9 protein-coding genes and 2 pseudogenes are annotated in these 19,587 nt (G+C 36.4%); 9 read left to right on the forward strand and 2 right to left on the reverse strand.

What is annotated here, in order from left to right; translation table 11 throughout:
- The 8 genes and pseudogenes from ABDJ34_RS05205 to ABDJ34_RS05235 all read left to right on the forward strand — a co-directional run bounded on the left by ABDJ34_RS05205 (position 1) and on the right by ABDJ34_RS05235 (position 16,829).
- On the forward strand, positions 1-2,133 hold the full coding sequence (locus ABDJ34_RS05205) for a CHAP domain-containing protein (RefSeq protein WP_412701606.1): 2,133 nt from the start codon (positions 1-3) through the stop codon (positions 2,131-2,133).
- A gap of 11 nt (positions 2,134-2,144) precedes the next feature.
- Positions 2,145-2,384, forward strand: a complete 240-nt coding sequence (locus ABDJ34_RS05210) for a conjugal transfer protein (protein WP_412701607.1) — start codon at positions 2,145-2,147, stop codon at positions 2,382-2,384.
- Positions 2,359-3,906, forward strand: coding sequence for a CD1107 family mobile element protein (locus ABDJ34_RS05215; RefSeq protein WP_412701608.1), 1,548 nt, complete (start codon positions 2,359-2,361; stop codon positions 3,904-3,906). Before ABDJ34_RS05210 ends, ABDJ34_RS05215 begins: the two co-directional genes overlap by 26 nt.
- A 95-nt stretch (positions 3,907-4,001) precedes the next feature.
- Entirely contained in the window at positions 4,002-5,708 is a 1,707-nt protein-coding gene (locus ABDJ34_RS05220) for a DNA topoisomerase 3 (protein WP_412701609.1), read from the forward strand.
- Positions 5,709-5,813: 105 nt separating this feature from the next.
- Positions 5,814-7,322, forward strand: a complete 1,509-nt coding sequence (locus ABDJ34_RS05225; protein ID WP_412701610.1) for an RNA-binding domain-containing protein — start codon at positions 5,814-5,816, stop codon at positions 7,320-7,322.
- Between the two features lie 3,088 nt (positions 7,323-10,410).
- Positions 10,411-15,724: pseudogene (locus ABDJ34_RS09995) on the forward strand (helicase-related protein); the annotation flags it as partial.
- Positions 15,725-15,816: 92 nt separating this feature from the next.
- A pseudogene (locus ABDJ34_RS10000) lies at positions 15,817-16,128 on the forward strand (helicase); the annotation flags it as partial.
- 41 nt (positions 16,129-16,169) lie between these two features.
- A complete protein-coding gene (locus ABDJ34_RS05235; protein ID WP_412701612.1) occupies positions 16,170-16,829 on the forward strand; it encodes a DNA-binding protein in 660 nt (219 codons plus the stop codon).
- Between the two features lie 68 nt (positions 16,830-16,897).
- On the opposite strand, the gene ABDJ34_RS05240 is transcribed toward ABDJ34_RS05235, so the two are convergent.
- Both ABDJ34_RS05240 and ABDJ34_RS05245 read right to left on the reverse strand, forming a co-directional pair.
- Entirely contained in the window at positions 16,898-18,229 is a 1,332-nt protein-coding gene (locus ABDJ34_RS05240) for a relaxase/mobilization nuclease domain-containing protein (RefSeq protein ID WP_412701613.1), read from the reverse strand.
- Positions 18,229-18,585, reverse strand: coding sequence for a plasmid mobilization protein (locus tag ABDJ34_RS05245; RefSeq protein ID WP_412701614.1), 357 nt, complete (start codon positions 18,583-18,585; stop codon positions 18,229-18,231). Before ABDJ34_RS05245 ends, ABDJ34_RS05240 begins: the two co-directional genes overlap by 1 nt.
- A 289-nt stretch (positions 18,586-18,874) precedes the next feature.
- On the opposite strand from ABDJ34_RS05245, the gene ABDJ34_RS05250 reads away from it, so the two are divergent.
- The gene (locus ABDJ34_RS05250; protein WP_412701615.1) at positions 18,875-19,489 is read left to right on the forward strand and encodes a TetR/AcrR family transcriptional regulator; all 615 of its coding nucleotides are present in this window, start codon (positions 18,875-18,877) and stop codon (positions 19,487-19,489) included.
- Positions 19,490-19,587: the final 98 nt, after the last annotated feature.

Consider the following 19,587-nt stretch of genomic DNA (forward strand, 5'->3'; position numbering starts at 1 on the left):
ATGGGGAAAAAGCTGAAAAAGGATTTTAGGGAAAGGCATAAGGCAAGTCTTGAAAGAGAAATGATCCATAGTGAAACATTCACTACATCTGAAGAAAGTAAGCTAAAGCATAACGATGATTACAGAGGAAAAATCGTCCATGACAAAAACAGATTTCAGGATAAGGTTCATAAGAAAATAAACAAGGTAAGTTTTGATAATGAAAAGGCTTATGGAACATCCAAGAGAAACGCAAGATATAGATCTTCTGATAAGGATAGTGTAGCTGCTGTAAGTGAAACAGGAAGATCGGATTATATTACGGAGGTAAAGGATGGAAAAATCTATGATCCTTTAGGAAAAGACCTTGATAATGACGGGATTATAGACAGATACGATAATGACTTTAGGGACAGCGACTATTTTGAGTCAACTTATGATGTGGATGATAATCTCCATAAAAAAGATGAGTTTATTGGAAGTTCCTCTAAAAGTTATGAGGCTAAAAAGAGAAAGTATAAGAGGAAAAACTACACCGAAAGCCTTTATACAAGGAAAAAGGACGATGCACTAAAGGAAAATAAATCTGAAGGTAAAAAGGCGGGAACAGATCCTGTCAGCGAAAAAGTTCATGGCAGCCTTTCTAAAGAGCAGAAGAAAAAGCTAAAGAAAGATATGGTAAAAGTATCTGCCCTTTCAGGACTTGCAAAAGGAAGTGAAACCGTAAGAGATTATTTATCCCATGGAAGCGATGAAAACAAAGGGGTGGAAGCAGGAGAAAAGACAGCGGACGCAAGCTCGAAACTCATTCATGGCATAAAGAAATATTCTGATAAGAAAAAGGCGAAGAAAGGATACGATCTTACAAATAAGGACTATAAAATCAGGAAACGAAAATCGAAGCTTGAACTTCGTGATGCCAAAGAGAACCTGAAAAAGACGAATGAATATAAAAGAGCAAATGCCTATAAAAGATTTCAAAAGAAAAATCAGGTAAAGGCAGCCATTCGTCGTGAGAATAAGTCAAGACTCAGAGATCGGATTAAAGAAAACCTCATCGGCTCGTTGAAAGGCTCAAAGAAATTTATAGTAAGAAAAGCAAAGGGACTTATGATTATTTTCATAGGTCTTATTATTTTGGGAACTTTCTTTATCAACTTTGCAGGAACGGGAATGACAGGCTTTATGAACTCCACAAGTTCTATTCTTACAACAAGCTATTTGTCAAAGCCAAATGTCCTAAATGAAATCAATCAGAACTTTTCCGCTATGGAAAGTGAGCTTCAAAATGAGGTTAATCATGTCAAAAACAACTATCCCGGCTATGACGAGTACATCTTAAATAATACAGAGTATATTGGTCATAATGTCCATGAGCTTTTATCCTACATTACATCAAGATGTGGAGAGGTAAAGAGTGTATCGGAAGTAGAATCCATATTAAAGGAATTGTTTGAGTCCATGTATGACCTTGAATATAGGGAAGAGGTTGAAATCAGATACAGGACAGTTACAGAAACCTATACCGATGAAGATGGCAACGAATATACCGAAAGTCATGAAGAACCTTATGAGTATAAAAAGCTCATTGTAACGCTTCATAAAAAAGAGATGGACAGCATTATCCGAAAGGTATTTGCTGATTATCCCGATAACTTAAAGCACTATGAAGCCTTATTCCTTGCACAAGGAAATATGGGAGAAGCCTTTGGAAATTCTGACCTTATCAGTGCAAATGGTGGCGTAGGTGGTGGAGTTGAGTATGAAGCATCAAGTGAAGTTCAAAAGAAGATTGTTAATGCTGCATACATCACGCCATCTCCAGGTGCAGGCTGGTGTGCCATGTGGGTATCACAGGTCTATCAAAATGCAGGGCTTGGATATATTGGCGGAAATGCCTGCGATATGTACAGAAACTATACTTTTACATCGGACAGGTCAAAACTCAAAGTGGGAATGCTTGTAGCGGTGGAAAGCAGTAGTAGTGGAAGCACAGCAGGACTTACCTATGGTCATGTAGGAATTTATATTGGAGATGGTAAAGTTATGGATAATATTGGACGAATAAGAGTAACCACTTTAGACAATTGGATTGCGTCTTTCTGCAAGCATCATCCCGTAGGATTTGGATTCCCACCAAACGTAAAGAAATAGGAGGTAACAATGTGAAACGAGAATTGACGGTAGTGAAAAACAAAATAAAGAAGTTGAAGGATAAAAAGGCTCTGATTGATGAAGAATTGGAGCCTTTATTTATTCGTGAAGAAGAACTTGAAAACGAAGAAATCATTGCCATTTGCAAAAAGAACAACATTACAATCAGTGATTTGATGGCAAAGGTAAACAGACAAAGAGTAGGAATGAAAAAGGAGAAGTCAAATGAAAACCAGTTGGAAAAAGAATAAGAAGTTTTGGACAGCAGCACTTGCAGTCGTTGTAAGTATAAGCTGCCTTTTGGGTCTTTGGACAGTTGTTTATGCTCATGAGCAAAGCTTAACGGAAGCACCTACAAGCGATAAAGCTGTCCAAACACAAGTGGAAGTAAATGTAAAGTATATCTTTGAAGATGAAAAAATTTATAGGGAAGAAAAGATAAAGGCTGAGAAAGGACAGCTTCTTGACAGCGGTGATCTGCCGATGCTCCCTGATAATATGAAATTTATTGATGAGTTTCTATTTTATGAAGTAAAAGGCGATGGAAATGATGAAATTATCCGAAAGGTAGCAAAGATTGAGGCTAAAGATAAAGAAACTCAGACAGAAGACGAAAAGCCGAAACAGGATGAAAGCTCGCAGACGAAAACTCCAAAGACGGAAGATAAATCAACGCAGACAGAGCTTTCTAAGAATGACATTTCCAAAATGGAAAAAGATACTAAGGGGCTTCAGGAAAAACTTGATAAGTTAAATAGCGAAATGAAGGATAAAGACAAATTAAGCGATAAGCAGAAAGAAAAAATTAAAGAACTTGAAGCCCAGATTGAAAGCTTGAAAGAAAAAATGAAAAAAGATAAGGAAAATAAGGGCTTATCAGAAGACATGAAGAAGGAAATGGATAAGCTGAATAAAAAGATTAAAGAGCTTGAGGAAAAGGCAAATGAAGCAAACAAGGCTCCCGTAATATCTAATCCGTCTGCACCGAACAGCCCTATTTCCGGAATTAAGACAAACTCAGGCATTTCAAATCAAACACCTGTAAACAACACAGGAAAAAGAACAACTACACAGGCGAGTTCAGAAAATACTGTAAAAGATACAAGTAATTCTGAAACGAAAGAGAAAGATATTCGCTATCCTAATAAGCTGACACCGAAGGCTCCTGCTAATAACAGCAATCAGGATTCATCTATGGACACTGCAAGTAAGAGCGTAAATACGAATAAGGGAGTAGCTTCCGCTCCGTCAAAGGCAAGAGGAACCGTTACGGAAAATAAGGACAATGCGAATAAGGACTATCCAATTCATCATGGGGATAGCGGTGATAACAAAGAAACAGAACTGTATTCTGCTGATGCAAGGCAGTTTATTACCTTTCAAACGAAAAACGGTAAGACCTTCCATCTCATCATCAACCACGATGAGACACAAGAAAATGTAATGCTTTTAACGGAAGTATCTGAAGATGATCTTCTAAATATGGTTGAAAAGAAAGAGGCTCCGAAGCAGGAGATTAGCAAAGAGGAGCCAACTAAGGAAGAAGCAAAGCCTGAGAAAAAAGAAGAAAAGAGTAATTTAGGAACATACATTATTCTGCTTCTTGTTATAGGCGGAGCATTAGGAGCAGGTTATTACTTTAAGGTCGTAAAAAAGAAAGAGGATAAAGAGCTTGAAGCATTAGAGGAAGAAGATGATGATTTCTTTTCTGAAGCAGAAAGTGAGGAAGAAACAGACGAAGCAGAAGATAAAGAGGATGATGAGTTAGAGTAAATTTGCACCTAAAACTATATAATATTTGGTGCAAACGCAGGGCGGAAGAGTAAAATCTTTCGCCCTCTTATATTAAAAACAGGAGGAAAATATATATGAAGTTAGTCATTGCAGAAAAACCGAGTGTAGCTATCTCTATCGCAAAGGTTATTGGAGCAACAAAAAAGAAAGATGGATACTATGAGGGAAATGGATATAAGGTATCTTGGTGCGTAGGTCATCTAATTCAGATGGCAAATCCGGACGCTTATGATGAAAAATACGCTAAGTGGAATATATCGGATTTACCGATTATTCCGAAGCAGTACAAATTTGAAGTGGCAAAGGCTACAAAAAAGCAGTTCAATATCCTTAAAAAGCTGATGAATGATAAGGAGATTGATACAGTTATCAATGCGTGCGATGCGGGAAGAGAAGGAGAAAGTATTTTTAGACTGGTATATAACGAAGCTAAATGCAAAAAGAAAATGCAGCGTCTTTGGATTTCGTCAATGGAAGATAGTGCTATCAAAGAGGGATTTTTCAATCTAAAGAATGGTGAAGATTACGATAAGCTCTTTGAATCGGCACAGGCAAGAGCTATTGCAGACTGGCTTGTCGGAATGAATATCAGTAGGCTCTATTCTTGCCTGTATAAGCAAAATTACAGTGTCGGGAGAGTGCAAACCCCAACACTTTACATGATTGTAAAAAGAGATGAAGAAATAAGTAATTTTAAGAAAGAAAAATACTACACCGTAGAGCTTTCTATGAACGGCTTTACATTATCGACAGACAAAATTGGTGATGAAATAACCGCAGAGCAGCTTATTAATTTAATAGGCGATAATATTGAAATAACTGATGTCATTCAAAAAGAAAAGATTACAAAGCCGGATTTACCCTTTGATCTAACAACACTTCAAAGAGAGTGTAATAAATATTTTGGATATTCAGCAAAGCAGACGCTTGATTATGCTCAAAGCCTATATGAAAAGAAACTTATTACCTATCCAAGAACAGACAGCAGATGCTTAACGGAAGATATGATTGTAAGTACGGTCAATAACATTTTAGGAAAAAATGATTTTGATACAGAGCGTATCAAGACAGTATTTAACTCAAAAAAAGTTACGGATCATCACGCTATTATTCCGACAGTAAGCTCGTTAAGTGAAGATTTATCGAGTATCCCTGATAGTGAAGCGAGGGTATATAGGCTTATTTCTAATAAGCTTCACGCAAGTGTAGGTTATCCATTAGTGGAAAACACAACGAAGATTGTAGCTGAATTTGACGGATTTGAATTTACAAGTTCAGGAAGGGTAATTAGAGACGAGGGCTTTAGCAAATACCTTAAAGAATACAAGTCCAAGAAGAATGAGTTCATAGAGCTTCCTGATGTAAGTATTGGTGATGTTTTAAATATTGAAAATAAAGAGATTAAAGAAAAATTTACTCAACCACCGAAACACTTTACTGAAGATACGCTTCTAAAGTCTATGGAGATTGCAGGAAATGAAGCCTTAGAAAAAGGTGTAGAAGTGGAAAGAAAGGGACTTGGAACACCTGCAACAAGGGCAGGAATTATTGAAAACTTAATCTATAAGGGTTTTGTCGCAAGAGATAAGAAGAATTTGATTGCTACGCATAAGGGGATCAGCCTTGTAACAATAGTATCCGATACCTTTAAGTCAGCGGAAACAACTGCAAAGTGGGAAATGGAATTAGCGGATATTGCCAAAGGGAAATCTTCCAAAGAAAAATTCTTGAAAGATATTGAAAGCGAGATACAGGAGGCGGTTTTAAAATATCGCAAGTAAGTGCCTGCTGATTTCAGAGTGGAGAAAATCCTCTGGAAATGGTATAATATACAAATAAAAATTTTGAAAAGAGGAGGTATTATGCAGCTTTTAGATATAAAAAGAATGGCTCATAACATTCTTGAAAATCAAAACATAGAAAGCAGTTTTATCGAATATAAAAAGTCGGCAAATTTTAAAGATAAAATTCTAAAAACTGCTTGTGCCTTTGCCAATAACTATATGAACAATGAGATAGGCTTGTTGTTTGTTGGTATTGAAGAAGTCGATGATAAAGAAACGGGAGAAAAAGCAATTCCTAAAAGACCGATTGAAGGGATAAAGGAAGCAAAATTAGAGGGAATAGAAAATGAACTTAAATCGCTCCTTGCCAATATTCATCCTAAAATCAACTATCACATTATTACGGATCAAATTGATGATGAATACTATATCGTAGTTGCGGTAGAAAGTGGTAGTAACGGTCCGTTTCAAACAAGTGAAAGGGCAGAAAAAGATAAAGATATTAGATTAAAGGCAGGAAGATATATTAGAGTCGGTAGAGATTCAAGGCTTCCAAATCCAACCGAAGAATTTGAACTTTTGAAGAAGTTTGCAAACTTTTCTTTTAGCTCAAACTTGAACGATACAGCTACCATAGATGATTTAAGCTATGAATATATGAAAGAATATTTGCTTCAAACAGGAGCAAAAAAAGATATTAGAGAAATGTCTAAGCTGGATATGGCAAAGAGTATGGGGCTTGTCAGTGAAAGTGAGTATGGCGGTTATAGAGCTAAAAATTTTGCTGTGCTGATGTTTGCAGATACACCAAATAAATTTATTCCAAATGCCCATGTTGAAATCATAAGAGAAATTGATGGAACTGATAAAATGGAATCAAAGAAATTTGATGGTCCGGTTTGGATACAGGCAAAGCAAGTCAGCAAATATTTTGAAGATAATATTATGGCTTCATATACCATAAGGGAAGCTGATAAAATTGAGCATAAGATTGTCTATAACTATCCTCTTACAGCATTTGAGGAACTTGCTACAAATGCCATTTTGCATAAGGAATACGATACGCCTGAATATGTTGGGATATACATTTACAAGGACAGAATTTCTTTTGTGAATCATAATAGACCGCTCCCTCCTGTAACCATTGAGGCTCTTAACAGGGATAGAACTTTTGATCGAAGGCAGTATATTAACAAAGAACTTAAAGATATGTTCTTTTCACTTAATTTGATAGAGTCTTACGGTTCGGGTATAAGGCGTGCAAAGGATGCACTATTAGAAAATGGTTCTCCTGAGCTTAAGTTTTATCCGGATAATGCAGAAGATAACTATACCAACGCAGTTATGGGTGTGAATAAAGAATTTTTGAAAGAGTTTAATGGTAGTAATGATGAAAAAACTACCATGAAAACTACTACTAAAACTACTATGAAACAGGAAGAGATTATTAAGATAATAGCTGAAAATCCTCACATAAGTGCGAAAGAAATGGCAGAAAAACTAAACCTGACTGTTGATGGTGTACGTTATCATTTAAATAAAATGAGGAAAGCAGGACTTATTCGATATGAAGGCTCAACGAAATTAGGTCAGTGGGTAATTATGAAGTAGTGGTAAGTTGCAATACACAGAATTAAAAGGTGATTAGAGTAAAATCTAACCGCCTTTTTTGTTTGGAAAAACGAAGGAGGTAAAAATGCGAATCAATGATTTTCATAACATTTTGGAGCTTATAAAACAAGATGTGCTTCATAGTGAAGCAGAGTATCTGAAGCTCTTAAAGGTTGTCGGAAACAATCAAAGATATGACTTTAGAAGTCAATTAAGTATCTATGATAAAAATCCTGAAGCAATAGCTTGCGCCAAGTTTGACTACTGGAGGGAACGTTTTAATCGAACAGTAATGCGAGGACAGAAAGGTATCCCCATTTTAGAGAACTATGGCACATTCAAAAAAGTGGACTATATCTTTGATATAGGTCAGACAGTTTCAAGAAACAGAGATGTCAACGAAGTAAATCTTTGGAAGTTTGACAAAGAAAATCATCAAGATGTGTTAAAGAAAATGATAAAAAGCGAGGGCTATGAGGAAAGTGAAAGCACACTTGAAAACATCTTTTCTTTAAGCAGACTCTATGGTGATGAAAAAATAGATACCTTAATGAATGAACTTAGAGTAGCGGATGAGGATAGAATATCCTTTACCAAGTTTGTAAGGGACTCGGTAAGCTATGCGGTAGCGTCAAGATTTAAATTAGATTATTCGATAGATTACGAGCTTTTAAGAGAGAATTTTCAAAGACTTGACAGCATATCTCTAATGAGTCTTGGTGAAACCGTATCGGATATTAGCGGAAAGATTATTGATGCGACCATTCAAAAAAGCAAAGAACTTGAGCTTCAAAAAGAAGTTTTAAGAGGAAAAGAAGCGGGATATAATAAGATTAAAGAAGAATTAGAGGAGGTAGAAGAATATGTACTTCGACGAGATGATCAGGGAAGAAATGAAAACGAGCGAGTTCTCCGAAATGGAGAGTACAGACGAGATAATAGAGAAAATCAGGGAGAATACGCTAAACAGCTTGGAGGAAGAGACGGACTTCATAAGGAAGTATCCAAATCCGACCTACGCAGTGATGAGGCTGGAGTTTCTTTCACAGAGCGAGGAGCAGAGCCACTTCGAGATGTTAGTAGATCTATACAAGGAGAAGAAGTTGACAGGACACCTGATGGACATTCAGAAACAGGCGATAGAGTTTATGAGAACAGAGAAACCGAAACTGATGGCAGCTTGGAAGATAGAGGACGAGAACAATCCTCAGTATGGGGCAATGATTTCAGCACTGAAAGAAATGACAATCAAGGAAGTAGTGGAAATTTAAAAGAAAATACTGAGATAGAAGAAAGAGAAGCTGATAAAGCTTCTTTTTCTTTACCTGAAAATTCTTATGGACAGATAAGCCTTACTATCCCACTAAATGAGAAGGATATAGATACTGTCCTTGTTAACGGAGGAAATCACGATGGCGGTAGACTTCCTGTTATTGCTGAGTTTTCCAAAGAAAAAACAGTAGAAGAATTGGGAGAATACCTCAAAGATATCTTTAAAGGCGGAAACGGGTTTTACATTGATGAAAGAGAAGTATCTTCATGGTATTCGGATAAAGGCATTCATTTAGCCTATGGAACTTCTGCAAGAGAAGATGATACGCAGGTCTTAAACTGGAATGATGCTGCAAAGAGGATAAATGAACTTCTTAATAGTGGGGAATTTGCTACAAATGTAGAGCTTTTAGAAGCTCTTGATTATGAAAGAGATCGGATTTCAGAATCTCTATGGTATCTATCTCATGATTTAAGTGAAGAAGGAAAAGAGCAAGGATATTTTGAACTTTTTGAAAGAGGCGGTGGCTTTCCGGAAGAAACAAAAAGATTATCCGAAGTATTAAAAAATCCTGAGTATCTGAAAGAAACAATCAGAGAATATGACAGATTTTTAGAAGGATACAAAGAAAATAGAAATGTACTAAGGTTTCACTATCACAAGGTAGATAGCCTTTATCAGAAATTACAGGAACTTGAGCTGCCACGAAAGGAATATAGCACCAATTTGACAGAACTTCCGAAAGTTAAATCTTTTATTACAGAAGATGAAGTCCTTGAAAGTCTTTCAAGAGGAAGTGGCGTTGATAGAGGAAAAGAACGAATCACCAAGTTTTTTAAAGAAAATCATACGCTTCAGGAAAAAGCGAATTTCTTAAAAGACGAATATGGAATTGGAGGACACTCCCATGCTGTTTCCGGAGCAATGGGAAGTGATGAATGGCACGATGCTAAAGGACTTAGATTACAGAAAAATGATTGTAATGATGTGTTTCTTACTTGGACAAGTGTTGCAAAGCATATCGACGAGCTGTTTTCTAAAAATCTTTATCTTGAAGAAAAGGAAACAGAAAACAAGTCAGAGATTGAAGAACCACAATATTATTCCAAAGATGATCCTGAAAACTTAATGACAGATGAAATGCTTGAAAGAGTGCCGGAGCTTTACGCACAGGAGGATGTAGCATTAGCGGATAAAGAGGTTCATGCTGCATATATCATTCCTTTCCGTTCAAATTGGACTTGGTATATGACGGAATATGACAGGGAAAGCGGTGATGCCTTTGGACTTGTTCTTGGGATTGAGCCTGAATGGGGATATTTTAATCTTGAGGAGCTGAAAGAACTAAACGCACAAAGGTTTATTTTAGAGGATTTCCCAAAGACTTTTAGAGAGCTTAAAGACAGTGAACTTAAAAAGCAGATGGATGAGCAGGAGCTTCAGTCTGTCTTTAATGGAGAGCTTAGCTTTGAAAATAAAGCAGAGCTTGAAGCACCTGAAGAAACAGAAGAAGTTAAACGGGTTGACACAGTTCAGGCTACACTATTTGATTACCTAAAGGATAGAGAAGAAGTAGAGCTCAATGAAAAAGAGGAAAGCCCTTTAGATGATTTGGCAGTTAAAGCAGGTGATACAGTCTATTTTCATCATGAAGAATACAAAGTCAGAGAAATTTCTAAAAATGAAATCACAGGAAGAAATGACTTGTGGCTTGATCCTGTAAGACAAGGCAATCATCAAATTCCGATTGTAGCCTTTACAGATAATGAGGATCTTCTGAAGCAGATAAGCCTTGAAAGGCCGAACTTTATTGTTGGAGATGAAGTTAAATACAAGGATAAAGACTATACCGTCACACGCTTTGATGATATGGGAAATAACCTAAAGACGGTAACAGTTAAAGATAATACAGAATATCTTGGCGGCATGATAACAGGTTCCGATGTCATTCCTTATCGTCTGGAAGGCGACCTTGAGAGGGTATTTCAAAATCAAACATATAAACATCCAGAGCAGACTACTGAAGAAGTAGGAATAAAGAAAGCAGAAGCTCATAACTTCAAAATTACGGAAGAAACACTCCCGGACAAGTTATCTCCAAGTGAAAGGTTAAATAATAACCTTGAAGCAATCTCTATGCTGAGTCGCATTGAAAGCGGACAAAGAGAGCTTGACAGTACAGCTCAGGAAGTTTTAGCAAGGTATGTAGGCTGGGGAGGACTTGCTGATGTATTCGATGAAGAAAAAGGCGGACAGTGGAAAGAAGCGAGAAGCTTTCTAAAAGAGAACTTATCGCAGGCAGAGTATGAAGCTGCAAGAGAATCTACTTTAACGAGCTTTTACACACCGAAAACAGTGATTGACGGAGTGTATAAGACGCTTTCGGATATGGGATTTAAACAGGGAAACATTTTAGAGCCAAGTATGGGAATAGGAAACTTTATAGGCAATATCCCTGATGAAATGAACAAGTCTAAGTTTTATGGTGTAGAGCTTGACTCAGTAAGCGGTCGAATTGGAAAACTCTTATACCCTGAAAGTGATATACAGATTAAGGGGCTTGAAGAAACTTCCTTCTCAAATAACTTCTTTGATGCGATTATCGGCAATGTACCCTTTGGAGAATATAAGGTAAATGACAGGGAGTATAACAAAAATAACTTCTTTATCCATGATTATTTCTTTGCCAAGTCCATTGATAAAGTAAGAAACGGCGGTATTATCGCCTTTATTACATCAAGTGGAACGATGGATAAAAAGGACGAAAGTGTAAGACGCTACCTTGCAGCAAGAGCAGAGTTTTTAGGAGCGATAAGACTTCCAAACGATACCTTTAAGGGCGTAGCCGGAACAGAAGTAACCTCAGATATTATCTTCCTAAAGAAAAGGGACAGTATCAGAGAAAGGGATGAGGGCTGGATTCACCTTGCTGAAGATGAAAACGGGCTTTTATATAACAAATACTTTGTTGATCATCCTGAACAGGTGCTTGGTTCTATGGAAGAAATATCCGGAAGATTTGGGAATACAATAGCTTGCCTGCCAAAAGAAAATACAGACTTAAAGGAGCTACTGACAAAAGCAAGCGAAGAAATCTCCAAAAATGCTAATTATGAAAAAATAGAGCTACTTGATGATGAAATTACCTCAATTCCTGCCACAGATGATGTTAAAAACTTTTCATATACCATTATTGATGATGAAGTTTATTACAGAGAAAATTCCCTGTTTATAAAGAAAGAAGTAACGGATAAAAACAAGGAAAAGATTAAGGACTATCTTGAGTTAAATGCAGCCTTAAAGGATGTTATTTCCAAACAGAAAGAAGATTTTTCAGATGATGAAGTAAAGAAAGCTCAGGAAAAACTAAATGAAATTTATGACAGCTTTTCTAAGAAGCATGGATATGTCAATAACCTTTCTAATACCAGAGCCTTAAAAGAGGATAGCAACTTCCCGCTTGTTTCTTCCATTGAAATCCTTGACGAAGAAGAAAACTTCAAAGCAAAGGGAGATATTTTCTCCAAGCGAACAATCACAAAGGCGAAGGTTATCGACCATGTAGACACTTCCCTTGAAGCTCTTGTTTTATCGGTATCTGAAAAAGGATATGTGGATTTTGAGTATATGGGAAGCCTTACAGATAAAGACAGACCGATTTTGATAGAAGAACTTAGAGGAGAAATCTATCTAAACATCAGAGAAGAACAAAACTTTTATAGACCATTATCTTTTAACCTTGAAGATGGAGATCTACCTTTTGCTTGTGCAAACGGCAGTAATTCATATAAGTACGGCTATGTAACAAAGGATGAGTATCTAAGCGGAAATATCAGGGACAAAATTGCCATAGTAGACAGTTACCTTGCAAAGTTAAGACAAACCGAAAGAGAGTTACCTCATCTTGGCTATGCGGAAGATGGCAAAGAAAAAGAGCTGATAAGCTATGAGATGAACCGTTTGGAATATCAAAAGGCAGAGCTTACAAAAGTTCTTCCAAAGGAGCTTGAAGCAAGTGAAATCAATGTAAGACTCGGAGCTACTTGGATACCGAATAAGGATATTGAAAAATTCATCTTTGAAACGCTGAAAACTCCGGGATATGCCAAATGGGATATTAAGGTTAAATTTTCAAATCTGACAAGTGAATGGAATGTTGAAGGAAAGAGCAGGGACAGAGGAAATGACCTTGCAGAGATGACCTACGGCACCTCAAGGGTAAATGCCTATAAGCTGATTGAAGATGCTCTAAATTTAAAAGAAACAAAGGTATTTGACCAGATTGTAAATCCGGACGGTTCAAAAACTTCTGTACTAAATAAAAAGGAAACGCTTCTTGCAGGACAAAAGCAGGAGCTTCTAAAAGAAGAATTTAAGAACTGGATATTTAGCGACCAAGAACGTAGAAACAGGCTTGTAAAGTTATATAACGAGCGTTTTAACTCTATCCGTAACAGAGAATATGACGGTAGCAAGCTCTCCTTTGAGGGAATGACCACAGAAATTGATTTAAGATCTCATCAAAGAAATGCCATAGCAAGAAGCCTTTATGGAGGAAATACCCTTCTTGCTCATGTAGTAGGAAGTGGTAAGACCTTTGAAATGGTGGCGTCTGCGATGGAAAGTAAAAGGCTTGGAATGTGCAGTAAGTCCTTGTTTGTTGTCCCCAATCATTTAACAGGGCAAATCGGTCGTGAGTTTATGCAGCTATATCCGTCAGCTAACATTATGGTTGCAGATAAGAAAGACTTTGAGCCGAAAAACAGAAAAAGATTTATCGGAAGAATTGCCACAGGAGAGTATGATGCCGTTGTAATCGGGCATACGCAGTTTGAAAAAATCCCGATGAGTAAGGAATATCAGGAAAAGCATATTCAGGATCAGATTGATGAAATAATAAACTATGTGGAGGAATATAAGCATGACAGAAATCAGAACTTTACGGTAAAGCAGCTTGAAAAAACAAAAAAGAAGCTGGAAACAAGGCTTGAAAAGTTAAACGATGATTTTAAAAAAGATGATGTCATAACCTTTGAGGAATTAGGTGTAGATAAGCTCTTTATTGACGAGGCACATAATTACAAAAATCTCTACCTTTATACAAAAATGAGAAATGTAGCAGGTATTGGGCAGTCTGAAGCTTTTAAGTCCTCCGATATGTTTATGAAGTGCAGATACATGGATGAAATGACAGGTGGAAAAGGTATTGTCTTTGCCACAGGAACGCCTGTCAGTAACTCGATGACAGAGCTTTATACTATGCAGCGTTATCTTCAGTATGAAAGCCTTAAAAAGAATAATTTGGAGCATTTTGATAGCTGGGCTTCTACCTTTGGTGAAACGCAGTCAGCTTTTGAATTATCTCCTGAAGGTACAGGGTATAGAGTAAAGACAAGATTTTCCAAGTTCTATAACTTGCCTGAGCTAATGTCGATGTTTAAAGAAGTTGCGGATATTCAGACAGCAGATATGCTAAATCTTCCGACACCTGAAGCACACTATGAAGTTATTAAAACTTTGCCAAGTGAGGAGCAAAAGGAAATCCTAAAGAGCTTATCGAAAAGAGCTGATGATGTGAGAAACAGGGCAGTAGAGCCTGACGAAGATAATATGCTTAAAATTACCAATGACGGTAAGAAACTCGCCTTAGATCAGCGTTTAATCAATCCACTGCTTCCTGACAATCCTGACAGCAAGGTCAATGTTTGTGTGAAAAATGTCTTTGCCATTTGGGATAAAACAAAAGAAAATAAGTCCACACAACTTCTTTTCTCTGATATGTCAACTCCAAAAGGAGATGGAGAGTTTAATATTTACGATGATATTAGAGAAAAACTGGTGGCAATGGGAATACCGAAAGAAGAAATCGCCTTTATCCATGAAGCAAATTCAGATAAGCAAAAGGATGAACTCTTTGCAAAGGTAAGAAAAGGCGAGATTCGTATTTTAATGGGTTCTACACAGAAAATGGGAGCCGGAACGAATGTGCAAAACAAGCTGATTGCACTTCATGATTTAGATGTTCCATGGCGTCCTGCCGACTTAGAGCAAAGAGCGGGCAGAATTGTCAGACAAGGCAATGAAAACAAAGAAGTGAATATCTATCGTTATGTTACAGAGAATACCTTTGATGCGTATTTGTGGCAGACCATAGAGAATAAACAGAAGTTCATTTCTCAGATTATGACAAGTAAGACACCTGTAAGAGTTGCAGAAGATGTGGACGAAAGCAGCTTAAACTATGCAGAGATAAAAGCCCTTGCTACAGGTGACCCGAAAATCAAGGAAAAAATGGATCTGGATAATGAGGTTACAAAACTTAAAATGCTTGAAGCGAACTATAAGTCCAATCGTTACAGATTAGAGGATAAGGTTGCTAAAAACTACCCGGAAGAAATAGCAAGAACGGAAAAACTCATTGAGGCTGTAAAGAAAGATATTAAAGATGTAGAAGCAAAAGCTGAAGGAGAGGAAAAGTTTACTTCCATTACCATTTTAGGTGAGGAAATTACTGATAAGAAATTAGCCGGAGAAAAGCTGCTTGAAGCTATTTCTAAAGTAAAAATCAATGAAAGCAAGGTCATAGGAAAGTACAGAAACATGGATTTGGAGGTAAGCTATAACTTCTTTACCAATTCCCATAACTTTAGCTTAAACGGTGCTGCAAAGCATTCAGGAGAGCTTGGAACGAGTGCGGACGGTAATATTACAAGACTGGATAATGCTCTTGAGAAAATGCCTGAGAAATTAAAGAGGCTTGAAGAAAAGCTCATCGGGACAAAAGAACAGCTTGAAAATGCCAAAGAAGAATTACAAAAGCCTTTTGAAAAAGCTGATGAACTAAAGAATAAGGTGCTTCGCTTGGCTGAACTGAATAAGCTCCTTGATATGGGAGAAGTGGAAGAAAAGAGAAATAATAATCCCCTTGTAGAGGATGTAAAACGAGCCATCATTGACTTCTGCAACAGAGAGTATGAAGAAAATCATAGTTATGATGAGTTTGACGCTCTATATCCTGATTTAAAGCACATAGGAATTGCTTATACTGATACACCGGATGAAAGACATGGCATACAGTTTGAGTTAGACCTTGAGAATTATACAGCAACTCAATATGTAAATGATGTTGTAGTAAGTCATTATGATTATGTAAAGGAAAATGGAAGTGTTGAAAAGGCTCTTGATGTCATAAAATTTGAAATGGAAAATGGAGAGTTTAATACCTTTGTTTCGGTAGATGAAGAAGAATTAAAGCAAGCAATGGGACTTGAAATTGATGATGAATGTAACTTCTATGATCCACTTTCTAAAGACCTTGATAATGATGGAATTGCTGACAGATATGACAATGACTTTAAGGACAGCGATTATTTTGAGTCAACCTATGATGTTGAAGATAATTTGCATACCAAAGAGGAAGCCACACAGAAAACGGGTGATAAACCATCTATCTTAGGACAGATAAGAGCCTATCAGGAAGAAAGTAAAACAGAAGAAAAACAAACTGCAAAAGAACAGGAATATGTACGATAAGGGAGGGAAACCTCCCTTTTACCATGAAAGGAGATAAAAACATGGATTACAAAACAATGAGAAATCAGATAGAAGATATTGTAAGTGATAACCACAAGGACTTTGTTAAGGCGGTTATCAGCATGGAAAAAGGTATCAACGATGAAAGTGCTTTGGATAAGCTCTATGAGGCTTATATGGACAATGACAGCCTTAATTTACTGCATGAGGAATTTGATTACATGATTGAAGATTTAAGAGAACAGGGGCAGATTAAAGATCTTCCTTATGTTCAAGAGGAGAAAGATAATCTTGTCAATATCGTTGGAAATATTGTAGGAAAGATCGATGCAGTTGAAAGAGAAAATAAAAATGGAGAAGCCTTTAAGGTGGCAAATTTCTCTGTTGTATCTAAAGATGATGAGGGCAATAAGGTATATCATAATTGCTCCGCATACGGAGAAAAGGGTGATATTCCAAAAGATTTTAAGCAGGGAGATTTTGTAAAACTCTTTGGACAGATTAGAACTTCCGTTGACGATAACGGCAAGGAACATACTAACATCAGGATACTTTCTTCAAAGCTCTTAAAGGCAAAGGAACAGATGAAAGGCCGAGATGAAAAGAAAGAGTCTGTGCTTGGAGCTATCAAAAAATATCAGGCTGAAGATAAGGAAAAGCATAAAGAGAAGAAAGAAACATCAAAAGAAGCTGAGAGATAAACTTATGGTCGGTGTGGCCTTGGGACTGCACCGACTCTTTTTTTATTTGCGAAAAAAGGAGATAAAGATTATCTCTCCATCTCCTTACCCATATAAATTCCGTAATTTTTTCGTATCTTATAAAGCTCGTCCATAGTGGATTTTGAGGAAGAATACTCTTGCATAAGGGTATTCTTTTTTTCTTGTAATTTATCAAGCTCAGCTAAAATATCCTTTGAATTTGGGAGCTTGGAATAGGATTTTTTGAGTTCTGAAAGGGTATTTTCATATAGGGTAATCTGAGCTTTGTACTCTTCAAAAAATGCCTTGTCAGATGGATTAGCAGTATATTCCTTGTAGCACGCTCTGTATTTTTTAACGGTATGAACTTGTTCCATAGTGGTAGAAAACTTCTGCATTTCCTTATCAATAGCCTTGATTTTCTCTTGTATATTTTGCCTTTCATCGGCTGCTTTTTGAATATACTCGTCAAGCTGTTTAACGGATTTAATGCCATGTTCTCTGATATAAATAACAGACTCAGCCATTGTGTTAAGGTTATGTTTGGTTGCCCAATATTCGTAGCCTTTGCTTTCCTTTACCTTTGCATTGGTGTTCATGTCAATAACATTGCCGATACGTTTTTTGACAGCAGGAGTCTTGATATACTCTCTTTCTGCAATTCGTTCTTTTAATCTTTCTTCGGTATAATCTTCTCCGATTGTTTTAGCCCTTGTAAATCTCGCCTTACCTTTTGGCTTAAAAGCAATGTGCTTACCGTATTTGATTTCATAGCCAAGATCATCCATCTTCTTTAAGAATTCATCCCAGTTTTTGGATTGTTTTATCATCCTATCAATGTCAAATTGAAGCTTACTTTTCCAAGAAGTGCCATGTTTTGCCTGTTCATTTTCATACCAAGATTTACCGCTAATCTTATATTTTTTCTTATAGCTTTCGTAAAACTCGTCAATGACAGATAGGTTATTTTCTTTGCATAACTTATCGCTATGATAACGGATTTGGTGGTAGCTTTTCTTGTTAGACTGGTAGCACCTACCTGTTACCATATTTACATTATTGAAGATGATGTGATTGTGGATATGCCCCTTATCTACGTGAGTAGATAAGACAAATTCGTACTCATCTTTGAGTATCTTTTTACACAGCTCCATACCGATTTGATGAGCCATTTCAGGACTTGTTTCTCCCGGTAAAAATGATTGAATGAGATGTCTTGCAAGAACGGTTCCTTTTGTTCCTGCGTCATTTCGTGTCCTTAAAAACTGAGTGTGAGCAGTTGATTCGTGGCATTTATGAGTGCTGACTAAAAGCTGTTTATCTGTTTTATCTCCATTTACAATGTAGTCGATAGCAAGATTAAGAGTCGATTTTATTGGGTGTATTTTTGTAATAGCCATTATTCACCTTCCGTTTCAGATGTTCTTTTCAGAAGTAGTGAATGAATTAGCCACAGCTCTTTTGAGAAATGTTCAATCTCTTTTTTTATATCACTGACGTCCTCTTTGTAGATTACACCTGTTGAATTTACTCGCTTTGCAATCTGATTGATGTTGTTTGTTGCATTAGAAAGTAAGCCCTGTAAATCTCTGAAAGGCTCTAAATCCACTTGATAAATTTCCTTTTCTAAAACGCATTTGCGGATGAAATGGCTCATGTTTCTACACTTTGAAATTTTTCTTTTCTCTTCAAAAATAGCCTTTTCTTCTTCAGTTAGTTTAATTTCAAGTCTTTCGTTTCTTATTCTATTTGCCATAGTTAATTCCTCCTTTGAGTGTATTTCGGGGTCTTAGGGTTCTCCCTAACAAGCTAAAAATTGATAAAAAAAGAAGCAGATCCCCAAGGGCTGCTTCGTCAATTTTTCGTAAGTGTCCGTACACTTACTGTGCTTGCTACAAAAGAATTCAAGCATTAAGCATATATTAAAATCATTGGTAATTATATCATACTTAAGTATGATTTTCTACTATACTCTTGACAAAACGGTTAGATTAGACTAACATATAACTATACAGAACGAGTGTCGGTCAATAGGTGGTGAGGTTATGGTAAAGAGAAATGTAAAAGATCCAGAAGAAAGAAAACAGGAGCTTATAAACATAGCATCCAGACTTTTTGAAAAGTATGGGTATGAGAAAGTTTCTGTTAGAGATATTCTCGCAGAAGTTAATGGAGCGCCGGGAATGTTTTATTATTATTTCAAATCAAAAGAAGATATTTTCTTGGCGTGTATGGAAACATACTTTGATGAAAAATTAAAAAATAAGTTAGGTATCCTTCAAAACAAGGAAATAGATTACGAAGAAAGAATAAAAATTCTAAGAGATCTCATAGTAAAAGATATCAGTCAATTTACAACAAGATATAATTTTTCAAAAGAGAATTCAATTACAGATAACTCGTACAGGCTATGGGAATTGATTCATTACATTGGAAAATTTATAGATGTCTATTCAGAGTTTATAATTGAAGGAATTGAAAATAAAAAAATAGAAAATAATATGGGAATAAACAGGGAAAATGTGAGAAGTTTTGCAGCTTTTATTTTATACGGAGCTGTTGGAACAATATATAATGACTATATTATTAAGGGAGAAAACAAAACAAATTCAAGTGAAGCCTTTGGAATAATAAGCGAACTATTTCAAAGACCTCATTAGAGAAAAATAAAATATAAGTATTTTACAAGGGAAACATCAATGGTGTTTTCCTTGTATTAGTTTTAAGGCAAATGAACGAACTCGTTCGGTAAGGAGGT

The sequence above is a fragment of the Finegoldia dalianensis genome (assembly GCF_046255015.1).
In the GTDB taxonomy this organism is placed as follows: Bacteria; Bacillota; Clostridia; order Tissierellales; family Peptoniphilaceae; genus Finegoldia; species Finegoldia magna.

What these genes read in the sequence shown, in the direction of transcription:
- ABDJ34_RS05205 (WP_412701606.1), top strand. Translation starts at nt 1, where the DNA reads ATGGGGAAAAAGCTGAAAAAGGATTTTAGGGAAAGGCATAAGGCAAGT.
- ABDJ34_RS05215 (WP_412701608.1), top strand. Translation starts at nt 2,359, where the DNA reads ATGAAAACCAGTTGGAAAAAGAATAAGAAGTTTTGGACAGCAGCACTT.
- ABDJ34_RS05220 (WP_412701609.1), top strand. Translation starts at nt 4,002, where the DNA reads ATGAAGTTAGTCATTGCAGAAAAACCGAGTGTAGCTATCTCTATCGCA.
- ABDJ34_RS05225 (WP_412701610.1), top strand. Translation starts at nt 5,814, where the DNA reads ATGGCTCATAACATTCTTGAAAATCAAAACATAGAAAGCAGTTTTATC.
- ABDJ34_RS05235 (WP_412701612.1), top strand. Translation starts at nt 16,170, where the DNA reads ATGGATTACAAAACAATGAGAAATCAGATAGAAGATATTGTAAGTGAT.
- ABDJ34_RS05240 (WP_412701613.1), bottom strand. Translation starts at nt 18,229, where the DNA reads ATGGCTATTACAAAAATACACCCAATAAAATCGACTCTTAATCTTGCT.
- ABDJ34_RS05245 (WP_412701614.1), bottom strand. Translation starts at nt 18,585, where the DNA reads ATGGCAAATAGAATAAGAAACGAAAGACTTGAAATTAAACTAACTGAA.
- ABDJ34_RS05250 (WP_412701615.1), top strand. Translation starts at nt 18,875, where the DNA reads ATGGTAAAGAGAAATGTAAAAGATCCAGAAGAAAGAAAACAGGAGCTT.